The organism is Rufibacter immobilis (assembly GCF_003721565.1).
In the GTDB taxonomy this organism is placed as follows: domain Bacteria; phylum Bacteroidota; class Bacteroidia; order Cytophagales; family Hymenobacteraceae; genus Nibribacter; species Nibribacter immobilis.
In genome coordinates this window covers 716,565-737,149 of the sequence record NZ_RJJE01000009.1, presented here as the reverse complement: position 1 = coordinate 737,149, position 20,585 = coordinate 716,565, and the positions used below count along the sequence as shown (strand labels likewise).

Here is a 20,585-nt window from a genome sequence, read left to right as displayed (position 1 = left end):
TAAACGCAAGGTTGTGGGTTTATCTGCAGAAGGAGAATCTACCAGTTATTATTAAGATTACTCCTACAGTCGTGCGTACTGGCCTTTTAATACCGTCTGGTATTTCTGGTAAAGCTTTCTGGCTTCTTCAAGAGGATTTCCTTTTGGCTTGTCTGGGTATGACTCATGGCTGTTTACCCACTGCCACTCCCAGTCCTTTATCTTTGCATCAAAATCTTTCTGGCTGAAGTTTTTGCCCTGCGCCATGGCCGCATTTACCTCCTCAATGAATTGGTTCCAGCGTGGCCTGTAGAAACCTGTTAACATCCCTGACCACTGGCGGCAGGAATAATCATGCAGCCGGCTATTCTTATCACCCCAGAGGGTAATGAGGTTGCGGGCATTTTGCTCATAGAGTTTTTGCTCTGCGTCTGTGGTACCCAGGGCCTTGGCAGAGTTCAACCATTTACCCAGCAAAAAGTCCTGATGCGAGGCAAGCAGCCGATCCATGTCCTCTATCACCGTCAGGAACTGTTGGCTACGCTTCTGGAAGGCCGCGGCGTCTTTGTTTTTATAGTCCAAGGCAAACTGCTGTTGAAGAGTGTCTGCGTAGTTCGCCAGAATCTGGCGGGTTACATCTACCAGATCGTACTTGAACCCTTCGCTGTCTTTTAAGTCTTTGGATGCGTGAAGCAGCGCCTCCCAAGCCGGGATCAGATCTGCCGGACGATAGGCTTTCTCGGTATCGGTCCAGCGGTTGGTCTTGTTAAAGGTGGGTCTACCGGTTATGATAGATTCCGGCCCACCCGATTTGATGGCCCCGTCATATACCGTAGTACGTAGAATCTCCCAAGCTTTTTCAGCACTGGAGTTTTTCTGGCCGTAGCGTCTCTGTACATAGTTTGGTAGCCAGGCGTCTAGCTGAATAGGTGTGGTGCGCCATACGTTCTCCAGCATAAGCTCATACATAACGGGGTTTTGCTCAATGGCCTCAGGCGTTAGGCCAATGCCCACCATGCTCCCAGAAGTAGGGTCTTGCAAGGCGTTGGCCGGACCATTGGCTACGCTGTTCATGCGGCCGTACATGCTCACGTTGCCCCCGAAGTTGTGGAGCATGTTCCAAATCCAGGGTTTGCCATAATAAGCATCTGTGCGGTTCCAGACCGGCTTACTTTCGCTGTATAGGTCCAGCACAATCATTTTATCATTTGGCACAGCATTGAGCAAGGCTTGGATCTGGGTAGGTTGCCAGAACTTGGCAGAGTAGGAGAACATCCAGCCTTGCATGATCCAGGTGGCTTTAGGGTCTACGGCGGCCATAGACTGGTACACCTTTTTGCTGATGTCATTCAGATAGGTAGAATCATTGGTAGGGGGCGTATTTTCATTGAAGGTATCTGCCGAGTAAAAATGGTCTGTCCCGAAGGTGTTGATTTCTTCCTGAAGAAATTCTTTCCCTACGGTAGTGAACATAGGATCATCTGGATCAAGGATGTACACCTCTTCAAACCCTTGCCAGCGGGTTTTCTTCAATTTAGCGTTAGGGAACTTGTCTTTAAAAGCAGGGGGGACGTGACCTGTAAAAGCCGGCAGGATAGGAGTCATACCCAAGTCACGCTCTTGCTTCAGGATCTGTTTTTGCAGCTCTTCATGGCGTTTCATGAATGATTGCGGGAGAGGGCCGCCCCAGCCGTCCAGGTTCCCCATCCAGAACCAATTAAAGTAAGCTGGGCCACTATAAAAAGTAGACAGGTCTTTATCAGTAAAGCCCATTTTTTTGTACACTCTATCCCAGATGGAATTCTGCCCAGTAACTGCGAGTGGCATATTGATGCCATTCATAGCCATCCAGTCAATTTCCCACTGCCAGCGCTCCCAATCCCACCAGCTCATAGAGTAGTTGAAGGTGCAGTAATTGAGATAGTAGCGGTATTTGTAAGGGGTAACCTTGCGTTCTTTCTGCGTTACCGCCGGTAGTTTCTTAGGAAGCTTTAGGTTTGAGCCGTTCCAAGAGATATGAGAATTGATGTAGGTTTTCAAGTAGTGATTCAAGGCACTTGCGACAGAAATACCATTGTTGCCACGTAAGATGATTTTACCTTTATTACCCTCTACTTCAAATACATCATTATTGCCCTCTTTTGGAATAAAAGCAATTTCAAACTGATTGGCATGTTTGGGCACCACGCGTTTGATGAGGGCGAGGGTAGCTTTGGTTTGTACTTCTTTATCCGATGCAGTAGGCGAGGTGCCCGCTGCTGAAGCTTGCCAGCCGCATAGGAAGAGGGTGATGATAAAACTTAAAACTCTATGGGAGGATCTCATGAAAGCGTTTTTTAATCAGGTGAAGCGGTGAAAGGATTTGAGTAAACTTTTGGGTATGAGGCTAATGGGCTAAAAATAATCCGGAGCTAATAGTTTTACCTTTGGATACCGGGGAGTTTCTTCATCTCATTATAGTAGCTCATAAAGGAATCAAAGAAGGCGACGTTGTTTTTAAATAAGAGGATTACTTCATTGTTATAGTAAACCGTGTTGCCGGTATAGTTATGCGTGCCTGTTAGCACAAGAGAAGTTTGTGCACCATTTACTTTGCCTTTGATGAGCATGAACTTGGCATGGTTGTTAATTCTGACCTGGTTAGATAGGCTGATGTTGTAAATTTTGACGTAAGCGCCTTTTCTCTTAAGGTTTTCCAAAGCGGACTGTATTTCTGGTGCGGCACTGCTTTTGGCTATTATCTCTACTGTGGCGCCTTGGTCAAGCAAAGTTTCCAGTTTGTTTACCACATTTGTACGAGCCGCACTCCAGTCAGACATGCCTACTCTGATAAGTGCAGTGGAAGGCTCCGTGATTTGGTTAAGGATATCTATTATAGTATCTGTGCCATAATTTTTGCCATCTTTTCTCTTGGGGAAGAAATAAGCTTTGATACCCGCGTTTAGGTCTTCAAACTCGCGATACTCAAAGTTTTTCATGCCGCTGGCCGCTTTGGCCTTCATATCATTCCAATAGTTGAGATAAGCGTTATATAAACCTTTATTAGTAAGAACTGTGGCTTCTTGGATCTTCTTGGTATCGGCTTCAGTAAAGTTGTGGGAGGTTTGGAAAATGACATTCTCTGCCTTGCCATCTTGAGTCTTCAGTTCAGAGAAAATCACAAATTTGTTGTGGTTAATGGAGGAGTTGCCAGCATCACTGGTCACGACCACTACTTCTGAATTGGGCTTCAAGAAGCTTCTCAATTCAGCAATGGTAGGAGGGTTTTCCTCTTGGGTTTCTTCCCGGCTCATGTCTATCATGAGGTGCAGGTTCACGCCGCGGTCACTGGCTTTTTTTAAGGCTTGAATAACCCCCGCATGGGTAAACCCGAAAATACATAGGTGCAATGATGAGTTCTGGGGTGCGGCATTGATCATAGAGACCAACCGGTCCATGATGATGGGAGAGGCTGCACCGCCGCCAACTTTGTCAATATTGGTGAAGAGAAGATCATTTACCGGGGCGGTGTAGGTGGTTGTAAGGTCTTTCTTGGTAGGAGGATCAATCTTAACAGGATCTTCGTCTTTACTACAGGCAGAAAGAATGAAAAAGAGAAAAAAGATGCTTACACTTTTGTACAAGACACCAAAAGGGAGCCAACTGCAAGTAACTCCAGATGACTTTAATTTTTTTTGCTGGGGGAAGGAGATTGGTGCCAGTTGCATTTGCTTAAAGAGTAAGATGACATCATTTCTTCATTTTGAGCTGAAGAAAACCTGTATTGCGGATATAGCGAGTAATATTAATGCGGTAAAATTAGAAGGTAGTATGCTTTACAATCCATAGAAAAAAGAGCCTCATGACAAAATCGCTCCTCTCTACTTTGACATGCTTTCAACAAAAAGGGCCGCTAATAGGTACTTGTTTATACTGGTATATACTAATTGATGCTTCTCTCTGCGAGACATTGCTTATGAAAGTCCCGGTTTTGTTATTGTACATTGTTTCTGCTAAAGACAGAAGTTTTTAGTCTTGCCCAGGCGTATTCATATAACCCGTTTTCTGAGGAAGGTATCACCTAGAGCTTGGCTTGGAAAGGGGGGAGCTACGGTTATGAAACTCCCCCCTCTATGCCCAACTTATTGTTTTATGGTGAGCTTTCTAAGCACGTGGTTTGACAAGTCTGCCACATACACATTGCCTTTGCCGTCAGAGATAGCATCAGTAGGCTGGTTGAACATGGCTTCACTGCCCGGTCCGTTCGCAAAACCTAGAATTCCTTTTCCTGCAATAGTGGTGACGTCTCCAGTAGGGGAGATTTGCCGGATGTTATGGCTGGTAAGGTCTGCCACATACATGTAGCCTCTGGAATCAATGGAGACGCCATATGGGTCTGAGAAACGGGCTGTTAAACCAACCCCGTCTGTTACTCCTTTTACACCACTACCAGCAATAGTTGATACTACCCCGTCTTGGGTGATCTTTCTAATGCGGTGGTTACCACGGTCTGCAACCAACACATTGCCTTGTGGGTCCACAAACACGCCAGAGGGGTTTCTTAATTTAGCGTTAGGCCATACTCCGTCTCCAAACCCGGCACCGTTTCCGGCCAAGGTGGTAACCGTACCATCTGGCGCAATCTTCCGAACAGCGTGGTTGTTATTGTCGGCTACAAAGATGTTTCCCTGTAAATCTGTGGCTACAGCAATAGGGCCATTGAATCTAGCCGCGGTGCCTTTGGCGTTCACATACCCTGAAGTACCACCTGCCACAGTGCTCACAACTCCGTCTGGGGTAATCTTTCTAATGCGGTGGTGCGTGGCATCTGCCACAATGATATTACCTAAGTGGTCAACGGCAACTTTCCAGGGACCATTGAATCTAGCAACATCTACCGGCCCATCTATGGCCCCAGAAGAACCATTACCGGCAATAGTAGTCACTACACCATCTGGCGTCACTTTCTTAATGCTGTGGTTTCCTCTATCTGCGAAGATAATGTTACCGGCAGCGTCAAAGGCCACTCCCTCAGGATTTCTTAAACGGGCTGCGGTACCTGTTCCGTTCACGTTTCCAGCCCCTATGGTGTCTCCGGCTAGACTGTTAACTACGAACTCACCATAAGAAGGACCGTAGGTGTAAACAGGCCCTTTAGAGAATCTGTTGTTAACAGAGATAGTCACTGTGCCAGACCCGCCGTCTTGGGGCGCCTTTACCTGTAGGGTAGTATCTGTGGCACTAATCACCTCTGCGTTGATACCGTCAAACTTGACAATATTCTCTGCTGGTACCTTGCTGAATCTTTTACCAATAAAAGTAACTACAGTGCCCGCCGGGCCGCGGTTAGGACTTAATTGCTCAATAACTGGGTTGCTTGGCGTGGTGTCTTCCTCATCATTGCAAGCAACTGCTAAGATTCCCAAGAATGCGACTAGAACCAGGAAGTTCTTCTTCAAATTAATGCTTTTCATATTCTTTAACTGGTTATTCTACGCTTTCATAGATGGTGAAATCATCAATACTCAATCGGCCGTTCAGAATGTCTTTGTTATCTGTTGTGCCCAAACCCAGTTTATTTATTCTGAAACGAACGGGCCCTTGAATGTTCATAGGAAAAGTAGCCAACTTAGGCACTGAGGCAGCGTTGCTGATATCTGGCCCAATCTGAGTCCAAGTCACCCCGCCGTCCTGTGAATACTCTAACCGAAATGTGCTGCTGGCGTCAGAACCATAAGAACCATAAGAAACCGTTACCATAGATGCTCCGTTTGGTACATCAAAGTTCATTTGGATATATGCATTTTCAGAAAGGTTTTGCTGCACCCGAATAGATTGTAAACCAGATGGGTTAAACCGGTCACTACCAAAAGTAGAAGCCAAAATAGATTGATACAATTTCCAGTTTCCTGAAGCTAGGTCAATATTATTGTCAATCTCAGTCATGTTGTAGTTACCCTTTGCCGTTGCAACCGGAGATTCAAACGTTTCTGGGAAAGCAGCATACTTTGCGCCTACTGGGTCTGTAATATCGACCTCATTGCGTATACGCAACTGCATAGCTGCACCAATGCTGGAATTTCTATCAGTGTTGAAATAAGTAGGTATTCCTATGAAATTAGCGGTAAGCGGTGTCTTCTCGCTTGCAAAAGCAGCAGTTGGCGAAACAGCTAATTGAATGTTACCACCGGTGCCATCATCCAAGGTTTTCTCACCTGCCAAAGGAGTGCCAGCTGTAGCTGCTGGTGTCACGCTTGCGCTGGTTACTTGTACCAATGTGCTTTCATAATTAGCAAAGTTGGTAAAGAGGTTACCCAAGGTAACAGGCTGTACCATGACTTTGGCACCTGGGGCTACTTTTCTAACATCACCGGCATCAATACCGGTGATCTGCAAAGTGCCGGCTACTTTGGTCAAGGTGCCTCCAGTAACATCTACCGTAATAGAGTCACCAATCTTATATTGGTTTGCTACATCTTCTTTAAGGGCAATGGTTAAGCCACGCATATTCCCCTTGTTCATGTTCTGTAGCACCAAGGTATTGCCGGATACGTTTTTACCGGCCGCATCTGAAATAACTATACCAGAGATTAGGTAGGCGTCCATGAGCATTTCTTTCTGCAGGACAATGTCATCTCCGTTGTACAGTTCACGTACATACTTAATGGCAACTACTGGGCTTAAGGTCCCTTCAGCGGGGTTAGGAATTTCTTCCAAACAGCCTGATAGGGTTAAGGCACCTACCACCGAAGCTATATATGTGAAATATTTATTTTTCATTTTCTTATAATAAAGGTTTTGATACAGTACTTGAAATAGTTTCAGCACAATTTGGACGCATTAAGGTTTATTCCACCAAACTTTGGTATTGAGGTCATCACCCCCCATGTCTATTACAGCTTGATTGTAATTAGCCCCATTCAATGACTGCACAATTACTGGGTATTTGAACCTAGATGGCATTACCCCCCCATTCTGTAATCCTTCTCCTTTTGGTAAAACCGGGTGACCGGTACGTCGGTATTCATGCCACTGCTGGAAGTCTGTAAAGAACAAGGCATAGTATTTATGGAGCATGATTGCTTCTAACATCATGAACTTATTCGCGCCAGCGTCCCAAGCCACCATAGGGTTAGTGAGGTAATCCGCGGGCATGGGTACACCCCACATGGTAATACCTGCTTCCACTCCTTTGTCATAGAAAGTTTTAGGGTCTGCGGAAATAAATCCTTCTACTGCCGCTTCTGCCAGAATAAATTGCACCTCTGCATAGTTAATGATGTTACCCAAACGGGCTTCTTCTTTCAATGCCGGCAGATAGCGAGACTTGGCTGGCGGTACTTCCCCTACTTTATACCCACTAGGGATTCCCTGAAAGATACCTTCAGATTTAGTGGCCCAAAGCGGAAGCCTTGGGTCATTCCAGTTATTAAGGTTATCTATAAAGAATTCACTTAAGCTGTTATCACCGTTAAAGTCAAAGTCACGGTAATTAAAGAAGCCTGAAGTATAAGGTGGAGTAGTGGTGAATCTGAACATGGCAGACTCATCATTGTTCTGGAAAATTGGGTACTCTGCCGGTTTAGTATAAATTTCATTAATCTTAGCGGCTGCGTTTACTTCTGGTTTGCCAGAGGCACGCATTAATAATCTAAGGTATAATGAGTTGCCAAACTTTCTCCACTTAGTGATGTCACCATTGTAAATGGGGTCTAGCGGTTTGAAATCTGGCTCAAAAGTCTGGTTAGCTTTAAAGTGCTGGTTAGCTTCTTCCAGTTTTCTGAAAAGGTCAACGTAAATATCTTTCTGAGCATCAAATTTTGGCTGTAAAAGAAATTCACGGCCTCTGTTGGCCTCTGTGTAAGGAACATCTCCAAACATATCGGTCAACTGAGACATGACCCAGACTTCGCCAATGAGGGCAATACCCATAAAGTTTCTGTTCTGTACCGCGCTCACGTTGGTAGAGGCTGCACTTTGGTACATGTCCAGAAAGTTGGTGCGTTGCAAGTACCAACCATTCCACATATAGTCAGACTCACTTGGCCGAATCACATATCTGTGGATCTCATCTGAGTTATTGGTGGTTACGTGTACCTGCATTAACTCATTGGTCAGTCTCAGCGCTCTATTCTGATTACGGGTAACAACATTGTAAAAAGCAGAGGCCAGAAGCGTTTCTGGGGTTGCCGCCTCGCTGGTATTAGGGTTCTGATTGAGTTCCTCAAAGCCATCATTACAAGAACTGGCTATAAGGCTAGCTGCGGTGGCTAAGGTTAAGGTGAATAATCTTATATGTTTCATAAGAGATTTCTGTAAAATGGAAATATTAAATACCAATGCTTAGGTTAAGGCCAAAAGATCTGGTAGAAGGGAACTGACCAACTTCAAAACCTCTCTCAATATCACCGTTACCTAGTGTACCAAATTCTGGGTCAAATCCTGGCCAGTTGGTGAACATGAACAAGTCCCGTCCGTATACCCCAATAGTGGCCCGTTGAAGCTTGAGTTTCTTCAGGTATTTTGAAGGTAAGGTATAATCTAAACGGGCTTCTCTGAATTTGATGAAGTCCGTGCTGTGCATGTTACCCTCCACGTTATCACGTTTAAAGTGCTCAGAATAATAGGCTTGAATGTTGGTGGCAATGATGTCGTTCTTACGGTAGGTGCCATCATCATTTTTAACAACCCCATTACCAATAATACCATTGTAGCGGCCAGGCAGCGTCTTCTTGAGTTTGCCACCGTCTGCAAGCGCAGACTCTGATAATGAGTAAGCAACTGCACCGTATTGGGCATCAAAGAGAACATTAAATTTAAATTGTTTATAGCGCAGTTCAGTTCCTAAGCTCCCTGTAAAGTCTGGGGTGCTATTACCCAAATAAATGGCGGTTTCGCCCAAAATAGGATAACCTAGTTGATTATACACAATCTGGCCATCTGGAGAGCGCTCATAACCTAAACCATACAGGTCACCCATACGTCCGCCTGGTCTGGCTTCCATGGTACCTCTTGGTCCTGTTTGCATGACAAGGGTATTAATGCTATCTGCCAGAGAGACAATGGTGCTACGGTTGGCAGCAAACGTTCCAAAGAGGTTCCAGGTAAAGCCTTTTAGGTTTTTGATGGGCGTACCATTGGCTTGTATCTCAATACCTTTATTTCGTACCAGACCTGAGTTGAGGATAATAGAATTATAACCGGTAGATCTGTCTAGGGGTGCTTGTACAATTTGCTTATCAGTATTATTGTTGTACAAGGTAACGTCTATTCCTAATCTGCTTTTGAATAAACGCAGGTCAAGGCCTACTTCCACGCTAGTTGTTAACAACGCTTGTAAGTCTTGATTAGGAATGACCGTTGGGTTAGCTAAGCCAGAAGGGAAATCTGTGGAGTTATAGCCATACGAAGTATAATACGGAGTAGTACCACCACTACCTACCTGCGCCCAAGAGCCTCTCAATTTTAAGAGAGATACTTGGCTAGGCATATTTGTAATTTCAGAAATAATAGCACTAAGGTTTACTGATGGGTAGAAGAAAGAAGTATTCTTCACAGAAGTCTTAGTGGCCAGAGTACTACTCCAGTCATTACGCCCTGTTAAATCAAGGAACAAATAATCATTGAAGCTGAATTGAGCAAGACCGTATAAACTATTGACTGAAAACCCGCTACGATAAGGGAGGGTAAGAAGCAAGTTCCGGCTGTTGGCAAACGTGAAAATGCCTGGGTACATCAGTTTTTCTGCTCTGACCTCATCTCTATTATATTTATTTTCCATGCGGCTTCCTCCAACTGATGCATTCACCTCAAACTTGTCAGTTAAGGTGCGGCCATAACGCAATAGGAAGTCACTGTTCATTTCCTGAGAGAATATATTCTGGGTACGGTACATCCCGTCTTTGTATTTCTCAGTGTCTTTAGGCCGCTGCTGGGAACGAGCCTCATGAGAAAGGTTCATGGAAGAACGTACCATTAAACTTAAGTCTTTGGTAAAGTTGTAGGTAGCGGTTACGTTTCCTACCAACTCATTGCGGTTAGACTTGTTCAGCATTTCATAGGCCATCAAATAAGGGTTGTCTACCAAAGAGCTGAATGGGCTGATTTGGGTCACACCTTCTTTGCCCGGTACCCAGTAGTTCTTATACCAGTTAATATCAGCGTTTGGTACCATCCCTATCATGAAATACATGATAGTTTGGTTGTTATAGCCTGTAGAAGGCAAATTGTCACTATACTTATTGGTATAGTTAATTTTTGTGGCAATCTGGAGTTTATCTGTGACTTTTTGACTGGCAGATAAAGAAACGGTGTTGCGGTTATAACCAGTATTAGGAATGATCCAGGTATTGGTAAGGTTAGTAAATGAAAGACGAGCTGTAGTTTTGGCGGTGCCACCTTCAACTGATATACTGTTGGTAAAGGTCTTGGCAGTTTCAAAGAAGTCCTTCCTGTTGTTTTTGTAGGGTACCCATGGGGTTCTCTCTAAACCTCTGGTGTTGGTAACAGGGTCATACTGGAAATATTCCTGGCCATCAAACTTGGCACCCCAGGCAGAGCTGGTGCTACGGGTACTGGCTCCGTCCACAGAGGAATTATAAGAGTACCAAGTGTCTTGACCAGCAGCACCTTGGCCGTATTCATACTGATAATCAGGCCATCTTGAGATAGGCGAGATGGTTGTGTTTGAGTTGAAGGAAACCCCAATGCCTTTTTGGGTGGGTTTCCCTGACTTGGTAGTGATGACAATAGCACCGTTAGCCCCACGGTTACCATAAAGGGCGGCGGCACCTGGCCCTTTTAAGACAGAAACACTTTCAATATCGTCTGGGTTGATATCACTTAGACCGTTGCCAAAGTCAACAGGTGAATCATTACTAAGATATGAACCGCTTCCTGTCCCCGTGATTCTGGAACTTACAATCACACCGTCCACTACAATTAGGGCCTCGCCACCTCCATCAAGTTGACTTTGACCTCTTAGAAGCACTTTGTTTGAGCCAGCAGGTCCACCGCCTGACTTGGTCATGTTCAAACCTGCCACTCTTCCTGAAAGGGCATCGGTCCAGTTATTGGACATGGCATTGGTGAGTTCATCTCCTTGTACCGTGGCGGTAGAATAGCCTAAGGCTTTTTCTTCCCGCTCAATACCCAAGGCTGTCACTACTACCTCGTTCAGTTGCTTGGCATCTGAAGTCATGGTAACTGTAAGATTGTCTTCAGCTTTGGTAATAGTGATCTTTTGCTGTAGATAGCCAATAAACGTGAAAGAGAGGACTGAGCCAGTTTCTGCGCTCACCTGAAATGTTCCGTCGGCATTGGACATGCCCATTGCTTGGCCATTGACAAAAACTGTTACTCCTGGCATGACTGAGCCATCTGTTTTGTCAACTATCTTTCCCTTCACGGGCACTTTATTGGCCTGCGGTGTCTGTTGGAAAAAAACAGCCGCTGCGGCAGGCAATGGCAGTAGGGTAGTGCCCATCATGAGTAGGCAGGAGCCAATGAGCAGACCTTTCCTGAGGGTATTCCTGCGGATAGGAGGTTGCTGTAAAAGTGTTGTCATACGATTTTCGTGTTGTTTTCTATGGATACTATTGAGGATATTATTGAAGATTAAGATGCAGTTTCTCCCGTTTCCAAGTAAAAGCAGTGAATAGAATGGAAAGCAGACAGGCGGCTACCAGCATGGTGAATCCTCCATCCCAGCCCCAGTGGTCTACAATGAAACCCATGGCGATATTGGCAAAGAGCGCCCCCCCCAGGTAACCGAACAAGCCTGTGAGTCCGGCCGCAGTACCGGCAGCTTTCTTAGGTACCAGATCCAGCGCCTGTACTCCAATCAGCATCACGGGGCCGTAAATCAGGAAGCCGATAGAGATCAGGGCCACATTGTCGATCCAGAGGTTGCCCGCCGGATTTTTCCAATACACCAGTACCGCAATCAAGACCAGCACCATGTAGATAATGGTAGCCGGGGCGCGGCGACCTCTGAATACCTTGTCACTGATCCAGCCGCAAAGCAGGGTGCCGGGAATACCCGCATATTCATAAGCGAAATAAGCCCAGCCGCTCTCTTTCACCGAGAAACCCTTGGCTTCTTCCAGATAAGTAGGCGCCCAGTCCAGAATGCCGTAGCGCACCAAGTACACAAAAGCATTCGCGAAAGCGATGTACCAGAGTACCCGGTTGTTGAAGACGTACTCAAAGAAAATCTGCTTGGCGGTGAGTTCCTGCTCTTGGGCGGCGGAATAATTGGCTGGATAGTCATTTTTATAAGCCTCAATGGTAGGCAAACCGCAAGACTGAGGCGTATCTCTAACCAGCATATAAGCAATAGCGGCAAACACCAACGCTACCAAGCCTGGGAAATAGAATTTACTTTCCCAGGAACCGAAGATGGCAACCGCCGCAATAGCGATAGGGCCTACTAATCCGCCACCCACATTATGGGCCACGTTCCAGATAGACATTTTGGTGCCTCTTTCCTTCGTGGAGAACCAATGCACCATTACCCGGCCGCAGGGAGGCCAGCCCATTCCCTGAAACCAACCGTTCAGGAACAGCAGAATGAACATGATGGTGATGGAACTGGTGGCAAGCGGGGCAACTCCCATCAAGATCATGGTAAGCGCCGAGAGCAGCAGTCCCACGCTCAGGAAAGTGCGGGCGTTGCTTCGGTCAGAGACATTTCCCATCAGGAACTTGCTCAAACCATAGGCAATGGAAACGCCAGACAATGCAAAGCCTAAATCGGCTTTGGAGTAGCCTTGTTCAATCAAGTCGGGCATCACCAGCGAGAAGTTCTTGCGGACCAGGTAATAGCCTGCATATCCCAGGAAAATGCCCAGGAATACCTGGGTGCGTAATTTTTTATATTCAGGGTCAATCCTCTCAATGGGCAATTGCTCAATGTGAGGGGCAGGCGGGAACAGGCCCTTTTTTGTAGGCGCTGAGGAGGAAATGTTTGTTTTGTTTGAAACTTTCAAAGTTTAAATAGTTCTATCAGGTGAAGCGAAATAGAGCACACTATCCTTGGAAGGCAGTTGATGCATCCTTCAAAATTACTGTGGTTTTCTCTTGAAACATTAAGTTCCGCATAACTTAACAAAAGCTTAATAATCCTGCATTCGGAGCGTGGAGACCAAGAATTATTGTAAAATCATAAACAGAAGCGCTGCAACGGTAGCCCCTGCCAGAGGGCCAAGCACTGGTACCCAGGCATAGCGCCAGTCACTGTGGCATTTGTTCTTGATGGGTATGAGGCTGTGCACGATTCTGGGGCCTAAGTCCCGGGCCGGATTGATGGCATAGCCGGTAGTACCGCCTAAGGATAAGCCAATGGCCCACACCAGGAAAGTAACCGGTAGAGCACCCAGGGATCCCATACCGATAGGAGTCTTCTGTTCGCCCATTTCTGGGGTAGTGATGTACAGGATGACGAAGATCAGCACGAAAGTACCTAGTGCTTCACTGAACAAGTTGGCAAACGGGTGCCGGATGGCAGGCCCGGTGCTAAACACGGCTAGTTGCGCCAGAGAGTCTTCCGTGGTGTCAAAATGAGGCTTATAGATAAGCCAGACAAGTAATGCGCCCAAGATAGCCCCCAACATTTGGGCGGCGATGTAGAGGCTCACCTGATCCCAAGCGAACTTTCCCACAATGGCCAGGGCCAGGGTTACGGCCGGGTTCAGGTGCGCGCCGCTATATGGGCCCGCAATCACCACTCCGGCAAACACAGACAAAGCCCAACCCGTGGTAATCACCATCCAGCCGGCGTTATTGCCTTTGGTGCCTTTTAACACCACATTCGCGACCACGCCGCCTCCCAGAATAATCAGGAACATGGTTCCTATTACTTCGGCTGTAAATGCTGACATGGCTGGCTTAGGTTAAGATAGAAGCTGGTTCTAATTGATCATCCTGGGCCCAGGCCTTCGCGGCTCGTACCGCTCGTAACCATCCGGCAGTAAGCGCTTTGGTATTGTGCGCTTCGCTGCTGGCCTCAAAGTGCTCATGGATATTCCATTGCTCCTGAATTTGGTCTACACTTTCCCAGAAGCCAACCGCTAAACCGGCCAGGTAAGCGGCTCCTATGGCGGTGACTTCGGTAATGGCTGGTTTTACCACGCTTGCCTGCAGAATGTCAGCTTGAAACTGCATGAGCAGGTTGTTGTCTGTTGCGCCGCCATCTACCCGAAGTTCCTTGATTTCTATGCCGGCATCTGCCTCCATGGCTTTCAGGACTTCCATGGTCTGGAAGGCGATGCTTTCCAAACCCGCCCGGGCGATGTGGGCGGAGGTGGTGCCGCGGGTCATGCCCACCAGCGTGCCCCGGGAGTGCTGGTCCCAGTGGGGGGCACCCAAACCAGCGAAGGCGGGAACAAAGTAAACGCCTTCGCTGCTGTCTACTTTCTGAGCCAGAGCCTCTACCTCAGAAGAGGTGGAAATAATTCCCAAGCCGTCCCGTAGCCATTGCACTACCGCGCCGGCAATGAAAATACTGCCTTCCAACGCATAATGCACCTGATTCTTGATCTTCCAGGCCACGGTGGTGACTAACTTATGGGTGGAGAGAATAGGCTTTTCGCCGATGTTCATCAGCATGAAGCAGCCGGTCCCATAGGTGTTTTTGACCATGCCTGGCTTGGTGCACATCTGCCCGAACAGAGCCGCCTGCTGATCGCCAGCAATGCCTGCAATTGGTATGCGGGTGGCAAAAATGGAGGCTGAAGTCTCGCCCACCACTTCACTGGAAGAAGTGACCTGTGGCAGCATGCTGGCCGGTATATCAAACAGTTCCAGCAGTTCAGGGTCCCACGCCAGGGTATGGATGTTGAACAGCAGCGTGCGGGAGGCGTTGGTCACGTCGGTGGCGTGTACTTTACCACCGGTCAGGTTCCAGATAAGCCAGGAGTCTATGGTGCCAAAAGCTAGATGGCCAGCTTCTGCTTTTTCGCGCGCACCAGCTACGGTCTCCAGTATCCATTTCACTTTAGTGGCAGAGAAGTAAGCGTCAATCACCAAGCCGGTTTTCTGCTGGATCATCTCTTCCAGTCCCTGTTCTTTCAGGTGGTCGCAGTAGGCGGCGGTGCGGCGGTCTTGCCAGACGATGGCATTGTGAATGGCGGCCCCGGTTCGGCGGTCCCATACCACGGTGGTTTCCCGTTGGTTCGTGATCCCGATAGCGGCAATGTGCTCAGCCCGTAAACCTGCTTTGGAAATGGCCTCGGCGGCTACACCAATTTGCGTAGACCAGATTTCATTAGGATCATGCTCCACCCAGCCCGGATGCGGATAGAATTGGGTGAACTCCTTCTGGGCCAGGGAGACGATGTTCCCCTGCTGATTAAATACAATGGCACGGGAGCTGGTAGTGCCCTGGTCAAATGAAAGTATATATTCAGCCATAGTCGTTAGTTTTTGTAGCTCAAAGATTGCTTCTGTACAGGATTGGCAACGGAGGGGGTATAGGCTTCCAGCAGGTAATTGGAAGCCAGACTGAAGAAAGCCTGCACTTGCTCTTGCTGCCACTGTTCGTCTAGGCCTAGTTCTTCTGCCATGAGGCTTGCTACCTTGGGAGCCATGTCCATGGCGGCCCGGGCGTTCAGGAACAGAACCCGCATTCTCCTGGCTAAGACATCTTCCACGGTGCGGGCCATTTCATTTCTAACTGCCCAAATGACCTCTGCGCCAATATGGGAGAACTGCTCATGCAGCGGGAGGTTCAACTCTGGGAACTGGTTGGCTAATTCCTGGATGTACCGTTTGTCTGAGCCGTAAATGGAAAGCGGAGCCGCGGTAGCCTGCGGGGCAGAGAATCCGTGGATTTTCAGGGAAGAGGTCACGCAGGGCTTAGCCGGTAAAGCACCTACTTCAATGGCTTTGTCTACCGTATCCTGTGCCATTCTGCGGTACGTAGTCCATTTGCCACCCGTAATGGTGACAAGGCCCGAAGGAGCTACCAACAGTTTATGGCTTCTGGAGATTTCTTTGGTACTGTTCGTGTTCTTGGTAGGGGCAGCCAAGGGACGTAGTCCGGCAAAAACGCTTAATACATCGGCGCGGGTAGGTTTGCGCACCATGTACTGACCGGCCGTTTCCAAGATGAAGTCTATTTCCTTGTCAAGCGCCAGCGGCTCCAGGCTATTCTTGTCCAGAGGCGTGTCAGTGGTGCCTACCAGCAAATGCTTGTGCCACGGCACCGCGAATAAAACGCGTCCGTCTGAGGTTTTAGGAATCATCAGGGCATTGCTTCCCTCCAGGAAGGAGCTGTCCAATACCACGTGTACTCCCTGGCTTGGCCTAACCAGCGGATGTTGCGCGGGAGCGTTCATCTGCAATACTTCGTTCACAAAAACGCCGGTGGCGTTCACTACCGTTTTGGCTTTTAGGTGGTATTCCTGCCCAGACTCAAGATCTTTGGCGGTAACCCCGGCCACTTTGCCTTGGCTGTCTTTAAGGAGATTACTTACCTGCATGTAATTCAACAGCACGCCGCCCTGCTCAGCACAGGTTTGGGCAAGGTTAAGGGCCAGGCGGGCATCGTCAAATTGTCCGTCAAAATACTGCACGCCTCCCTTCAGGCCGCTGGTCCTGATGTTAGGGAGAAGGCGGGCTACTTTTTTGCCAGAAAGCAGGGTAGTTTTGTTGAACCGGTAACGGCCTGCCATTAAGTCATAGACGGTTAAGCCTACGCCGTACATCATTTCGTTCCACCAGGTGTAGTTGGGGATCACAAACGACTGCACGTTTACCAGGTGGGGGGCATTCTGTAATAATAAGCCACGTTCATAGAGTGCTTCGTACACCAGTTTGATGTCTCCCTGGGCTAAATAGCGTACCCCGCCATGGACTAGTTTTGTGCTGCGGCTGGAAGTTCCTTTCGCGAAATCTGCCTGCTCTACCAGTAAAGTCTTAAAACCTCTTGATGCTGCGTCCAAAGCAACTCCTAATCCAGTGGCACCCCCTCCAATTACAATCATATCCCATACAGACGTGTCATCCTGTATCTTCTGTAAGAATAACTCTCTCTTGAAAAACGAAGGGTTAAGTTCTTTTTCTTTCACGTAACTTATTATTGGTGAGTAGATGGTTGCTTTTTGTTTCGTTTTAAAATTATGTTACTGAAATAAGAAAAGCAAAAGAAATTACATAAAAGAATTATCCTGCTGTATAGGTATTTTAGAAATTTAATAAGCAGTGAGGTGCTTTTCTGGTCAATTCGTATAGAATCACTATCTATAGAATAAAATTCATTAGGCTATGGAGGGGAGGAAAGTGAAAGGCTTATTCAAGAAATTTTCTTATATCTTTAAGGAACTGGTCAAGAAGTGAATTTCAGCTTTAGAAGAGTCTCTTTATAGTAAAACCTTGCTTTTCAGACATAAAGAGGTCTTTTAGCAGGTGTCTCCTAAGAGAGGAAGGAGTAGGAACGGGGGAGAGTTGACGGCGAGGATAGTATATTGATATAAAATTTTATATATTTCATTTGATTTCGTTTTAATAGTTGTTCTAATGATTAACATCACCGAAAGGCATCAACATATAATCAATAAACTGCAGCAGAAGGGGCAGGTAGCCGTCTTGGATTTGTGCGATGAACTGAGCGTCTCCTCCGTGACCATCAGAAAAGATCTTAAGCTTCTGGAAGACAAGGGGCTCCTTTTCAGGACGCATGGCGGCGCTACCCAGAACAATCCTTATACCATTGATAGGCCTGTCAATGAGAAAGAGCACATGCAGATCAATGAAAAGCACCGTATTGGGGTGGCGGCGGCCAAATTGATAGAACCCAATGACTCCATTCTGATTGCCTCGGGAACCACTGTCATGGCGTTGGCGAAAAACATTCAGCCGGCGGCGCTCAAGAACCTGACGGTGATTACTTCGGCGCTTAATGTGGCGTTGGAGTTGATCCGGCACCCGGAGATAGAGATTATGCAGTTGGGGGGCTTGTTGCGGCGCAGTTCCTCGTCCGTGACGGGACCTTACTCAGAGAATATCCTCACAGATTTTTCGTGCAGTAAATTGTTTCTGGGCGTAGATGGCATTGACCTGGAGTTCGGGTTTACCACTACCAATGTGATGGAGGCGCACCTGAACCGGCAGATGATCAATATCTCCCAGAAAACCATTGTACTGGCAGATTCCTCCAAGTTTGGCAAGAGGGGTTTCGGCCGGATCTGCGGTTTTGAAGACATTGATCAGATCATCACTGACAAAGGCATTTCTGAGCATACCCATAAGGCCCTGCAGGGGATGGGCGTGAAAGTAACCATCGTTTAAGGCTCGGCTTAAATGCGTTTAGGGGCTGTTTTTCCAAAAACAGCCCCTAAACGCATTTACTTAATCTTGACCACCCGCACCGGGTGGCGTTCCCGCAGACCTTGGGGCAGGTGGGTCACAATCTCATCGCGGAGGGCTTCTATGGTTTTCCTCTTGAGGAAGCTGCGGTGCACTACCAGGCTCACCTCACGCAGCGGCTGGGGCTCCGCGAATGGCCGCACCATGGCTGTCTTATCGGCGGGGAGTTCCTGCACGGACAGTTCCGGCAGCAGGGTCATGCCGCTTTGGGTTTCCACAATCCGTTTCAGGGTTTCCAGTGAGCCGCTCTCATAATCAAGGTGCACATTGCGGGTGTCTTTGGCGCGGTTGCAGAGCTGGAGGACCTGGCTTCTGAAGCAATGGCCGTCGTTGAGGAGCCAGAGCTCGGCGGGGTCAATGGCCTCGGCGGTAATTTCCTTTAGGGAAGACAGCGGGTGTGAGGGGTGCAGGTAGCCTACAAAGGCCTCGTAGAAAAGCGGCACCTCTACAATGGTTTTGTCGTGCAGCGGGGTCACCAGCAGGCCTACATCCAGCAACTCCAGCTTGAGCTTCTCCACTATGGTGTTGGTAACCAATTCCTGGATGGTGATGCGCACCTGCGGGTATTTCTTGATGAAGTCTGTGATGAACAGCGGCACCAGGTAAGGTGCCAGGGTAGGGATAATGCCAATGCGCAACTCCCCGCTGATGCCGTCGCGCTGCACTTTCACTAACTCCTCTATTTTCTTGAATTCGGCCACGGCTACCCGGGCCTGGGCGATCACGTCTTTGCCTAGTTCTGTGGGGCGCACGGGCACGCGGCTACGGTCAAAGACCTGCACGCCCAGTTCCTCTTCCAGTTTCTGCAACTGCATACTCAAGGTGGGCTGCGTGACAAAGCATTTCTCAGCGGCGGTGGCAAAGTGGCGGTACGTGTCCACGGCGAGCAGGTATTCCAGTTGGGTAAGGGTCATGTCAGGAGCGTATGTTGATTCTTCTTTGCGTTTAGCGGCCGTTTTTCCAAAAACAGAGCCAAAACAGCCTTTCAGGAGCAGGGGTAAAGGTAATAGTTTAAATCTATTATTTTATAGTAAGTATCAATTTGAACTATAAAATCGTTTCCGCCACCTTTGCCGTATGGTTAGACAGAGCAATATAAATTTCTAACCTTTCTACACAACTATGGAATCACACAACGAATTAGGATTGGAGCGCAAAGACACTAAAGACCTGGCCATTAAACTGAACGAGCTGCTGGCGAACTACCACGTGTACTACCAGAACCTGCGGGCCTTCCACTGGAACATAAAAGGCGGCAACTTCTTCGCGCTGCACGCCAAATTTGAAGAACTCTATACCGCTGCCTTTGAGACCATTGACGAGATCGCGGAGCGCATCTTAACGCTTCGGCACACGCCCATGCACAGCTTCTCAGACTTCCTGGCTACTTCTACCGTGCAGGAGAGAAAAAATCTTTCTTCTGATGTAGACACCGTGGGAGCCACTGTGGAAAACATTGGGCAGATCATTCAGCTGGAGCGAGATGTGCTGGCCCTGGCCGCCGAGCACGGTGACGAAGGAACCCAAGGCCTCATCTCAGATGACCTGAATACCCTGGAGAAAACGCTCTGGATGCTGAACGCGTTCCAAGCTTCCTAACCCATACCCAAAGCACTACTACAACCCTTTATTACCTTTTAATTTCTACATAATGTCACTTAACCGAGTACTATCTGTTGGGGCAGAATTCCCTGCCTTTTCCAAAAAAGCTGTTGTTTCTTTAGAGAAGGACCAAGAGTTTAGAACCATCACCGAGCAAGAGCACCGCGAGAACGACCAGTGGCTGGTGATGTTCTGGTGGCCCAAAGATTTCACCTTTGTGTGCCCCACTGAGATTGCCGAATTCAACAAAAACTATGACGAGTTCCGTGACCGCGACGCCCAACTGATTGGCGCCTCCACTGACTCTGAGTTTGTGCACGTAGCCTGGCGCCGCGACCATGAAGACCTGCGCGGCCTTCGGTTCCCCATGTTGGCAGATACTTCTAAATCGCTGGCCGAAGATCTGGGTATCCTGAGCGAAGAGGAGAAAGTAGCGTACCGTGTTACCTACATTGTAGACCCGCAAGGCATCATTAGATGGGTGAGCGTGAACGACCTGAACGTTGGGCGTAACGTAGCCGAGGTGCTGCGCGTGCTGGATGCCCTGCAAACCGATGAGCTCTGCCCTTGCAACTGGAAAAAAGGCGAAGCCACTCTCACTGCTTAAGTTTTCATAAAGGGGAGCCTGCGGATGGCCGGGCGGCGGCGGTTGCTGTCCC

14 protein-coding genes are annotated in these 20,585 nt (G+C 47.9%); 3 read left to right on the top strand and 11 right to left on the bottom strand.

Annotated elements, in window-relative coordinates:
- Positions 1-63: 63 nt before the first annotated feature.
- From EFA69_RS10265 to EFA69_RS10220, 10 genes are all read right to left on the bottom strand, one after another.
- Entirely contained in the window at positions 64-2,304 is a 2,241-nt protein-coding gene (locus EFA69_RS10265) for an alpha-N-acetylglucosaminidase (protein WP_123132989.1), read from the bottom strand.
- Between the two features lie 95 nt (positions 2,305-2,399).
- A complete protein-coding gene (locus tag EFA69_RS10260) occupies positions 2,400-3,686 on the bottom strand; it encodes a phospholipase D-like domain-containing protein (protein WP_123132988.1) in 1,287 nt (428 codons plus the stop codon).
- 414 nt (positions 3,687-4,100) lie between these two features.
- Positions 4,101-5,432 carry an IPT/TIG domain-containing protein gene (locus EFA69_RS10255; RefSeq protein WP_123132987.1) on the bottom strand — a complete coding sequence of 444 codons (1,332 nt, stop codon included), beginning with the start codon at positions 5,430-5,432 and terminating at the stop codon, positions 4,101-4,103.
- Positions 5,433-5,445: 13 nt separating this feature from the next.
- A complete protein-coding gene (locus EFA69_RS10250) occupies positions 5,446-6,738 on the bottom strand; it encodes a DUF5689 domain-containing protein (RefSeq protein ID WP_123132986.1) in 1,293 nt (430 codons plus the stop codon).
- 60 nt (positions 6,739-6,798) lie between these two features.
- Positions 6,799-8,262 (bottom strand): SusD/RagB family nutrient-binding outer membrane lipoprotein, encoded by a 1,464-nt coding sequence (locus EFA69_RS10245; RefSeq protein ID WP_123132985.1) that lies wholly within the window; start codon positions 8,260-8,262, stop codon positions 6,799-6,801.
- A gap of 25 nt (positions 8,263-8,287) precedes the next feature.
- Positions 8,288-11,446 carry a SusC/RagA family TonB-linked outer membrane protein gene (locus EFA69_RS10240; RefSeq protein ID WP_221175707.1) on the bottom strand — a complete coding sequence of 1,053 codons (3,159 nt, stop codon included), beginning with the start codon at positions 11,444-11,446 and terminating at the stop codon, positions 8,288-8,290.
- Positions 11,447-11,564: 118 nt separating this feature from the next.
- Complete coding sequence (gene glpT, locus EFA69_RS10235) at positions 11,565-12,947, bottom strand: glycerol-3-phosphate transporter (RefSeq protein ID WP_221175706.1); 1,383 nt, start codon at positions 12,945-12,947, stop codon at positions 11,565-11,567.
- 162 nt (positions 12,948-13,109) lie between these two features.
- Positions 13,110-13,838: an MIP/aquaporin family protein gene (locus EFA69_RS10230; protein WP_123132983.1), complete on the bottom strand. Its 729-nt coding sequence runs from the start codon at positions 13,836-13,838 to the stop codon at positions 13,110-13,112.
- A 7-nt stretch (positions 13,839-13,845) separates the two neighbouring features.
- Positions 13,846-15,369 carry a glycerol kinase GlpK gene (gene glpK, locus EFA69_RS10225; RefSeq protein ID WP_123132982.1) on the bottom strand — a complete coding sequence of 508 codons (1,524 nt, stop codon included), beginning with the start codon at positions 15,367-15,369 and terminating at the stop codon, positions 13,846-13,848.
- Positions 15,370-15,374: 5 nt separating this feature from the next.
- A complete protein-coding gene (locus EFA69_RS10220; RefSeq protein WP_123133450.1) occupies positions 15,375-16,943 on the bottom strand; it encodes a glycerol-3-phosphate dehydrogenase/oxidase in 1,569 nt (522 codons plus the stop codon).
- A 532-nt stretch (positions 16,944-17,475) separates the two neighbouring features.
- On the opposite strand from EFA69_RS10220, the gene EFA69_RS10215 reads away from it, so the two are divergent.
- Positions 17,476-18,246: a DeoR/GlpR family DNA-binding transcription regulator gene (locus EFA69_RS10215; protein ID WP_123132981.1), complete on the top strand. Its 771-nt coding sequence runs from the start codon at positions 17,476-17,478 to the stop codon at positions 18,244-18,246.
- Between the two features lie 56 nt (positions 18,247-18,302).
- Here the strand turns inward: EFA69_RS10215 and EFA69_RS10210 are convergent, their stop codons facing one another.
- Positions 18,303-19,238, bottom strand: a complete 936-nt coding sequence (locus EFA69_RS10210; RefSeq protein ID WP_123132980.1) for a hydrogen peroxide-inducible genes activator — start codon at positions 19,236-19,238, stop codon at positions 18,303-18,305.
- Positions 19,239-19,446: 208 nt separating this feature from the next.
- On the opposite strand from EFA69_RS10210, the gene EFA69_RS10205 reads away from it, so the two are divergent.
- Together EFA69_RS10205 and EFA69_RS10200 are read left to right on the top strand one after the other, a co-directional pair.
- Entirely contained in the window at positions 19,447-19,923 is a 477-nt protein-coding gene (locus tag EFA69_RS10205) for a Dps family protein (RefSeq protein WP_123132979.1), read from the top strand.
- 52 nt (positions 19,924-19,975) lie between these two features.
- Entirely contained in the window at positions 19,976-20,533 is a 558-nt protein-coding gene (locus EFA69_RS10200) for a peroxiredoxin (RefSeq protein WP_123132978.1), read from the top strand.
- Positions 20,534-20,585: the final 52 nt, after the last annotated feature.

Coding starts and splice junctions, on each gene's coding strand:
- EFA69_RS10265 (WP_123132989.1), bottom strand. CDS start 2,304: ATGAGATCCTCCCATAGAGTTTTAAGTTTTATCATCACCCTCTTCCTA.
- EFA69_RS10260 (WP_123132988.1), bottom strand. CDS start 3,686: ATGCAACTGGCACCAATCTCCTTCCCCCAGCAAAAAAAATTAAAGTCA.
- EFA69_RS10255 (WP_123132987.1), bottom strand. CDS start 5,432: ATGAAAAGCATTAATTTGAAGAAGAACTTCCTGGTTCTAGTCGCATTC.
- EFA69_RS10250 (WP_123132986.1), bottom strand. CDS start 6,738: ATGAAAAATAAATATTTCACATATATAGCTTCGGTGGTAGGTGCCTTA.
- EFA69_RS10245 (WP_123132985.1), bottom strand. CDS start 8,262: ATGAAACATATAAGATTATTCACCTTAACCTTAGCCACCGCAGCTAGC.
- EFA69_RS10240 (WP_221175707.1), bottom strand. CDS start 11,446: ATGATGGGCACTACCCTACTGCCATTGCCTGCCGCAGCGGCTGTTTTT.
- EFA69_RS10230 (WP_123132983.1), bottom strand. CDS start 13,838: ATGTCAGCATTTACAGCCGAAGTAATAGGAACCATGTTCCTGATTATT.
- glpK (WP_123132982.1), bottom strand. CDS start 15,369: ATGGCTGAATATATACTTTCATTTGACCAGGGCACTACCAGCTCCCGT.
- EFA69_RS10220 (WP_123133450.1), bottom strand. CDS start 16,943: ATGATTGTAATTGGAGGGGGTGCCACTGGATTAGGAGTTGCTTTGGAC.
- EFA69_RS10215 (WP_123132981.1), top strand. CDS start 17,476: ATGATTAACATCACCGAAAGGCATCAACATATAATCAATAAACTGCAG.
- EFA69_RS10210 (WP_123132980.1), bottom strand. CDS start 19,238: ATGACCCTTACCCAACTGGAATACCTGCTCGCCGTGGACACGTACCGC.
- EFA69_RS10205 (WP_123132979.1), top strand. CDS start 19,447: ATGGAATCACACAACGAATTAGGATTGGAGCGCAAAGACACTAAAGAC.
- EFA69_RS10200 (WP_123132978.1), top strand. CDS start 19,976: ATGTCACTTAACCGAGTACTATCTGTTGGGGCAGAATTCCCTGCCTTT.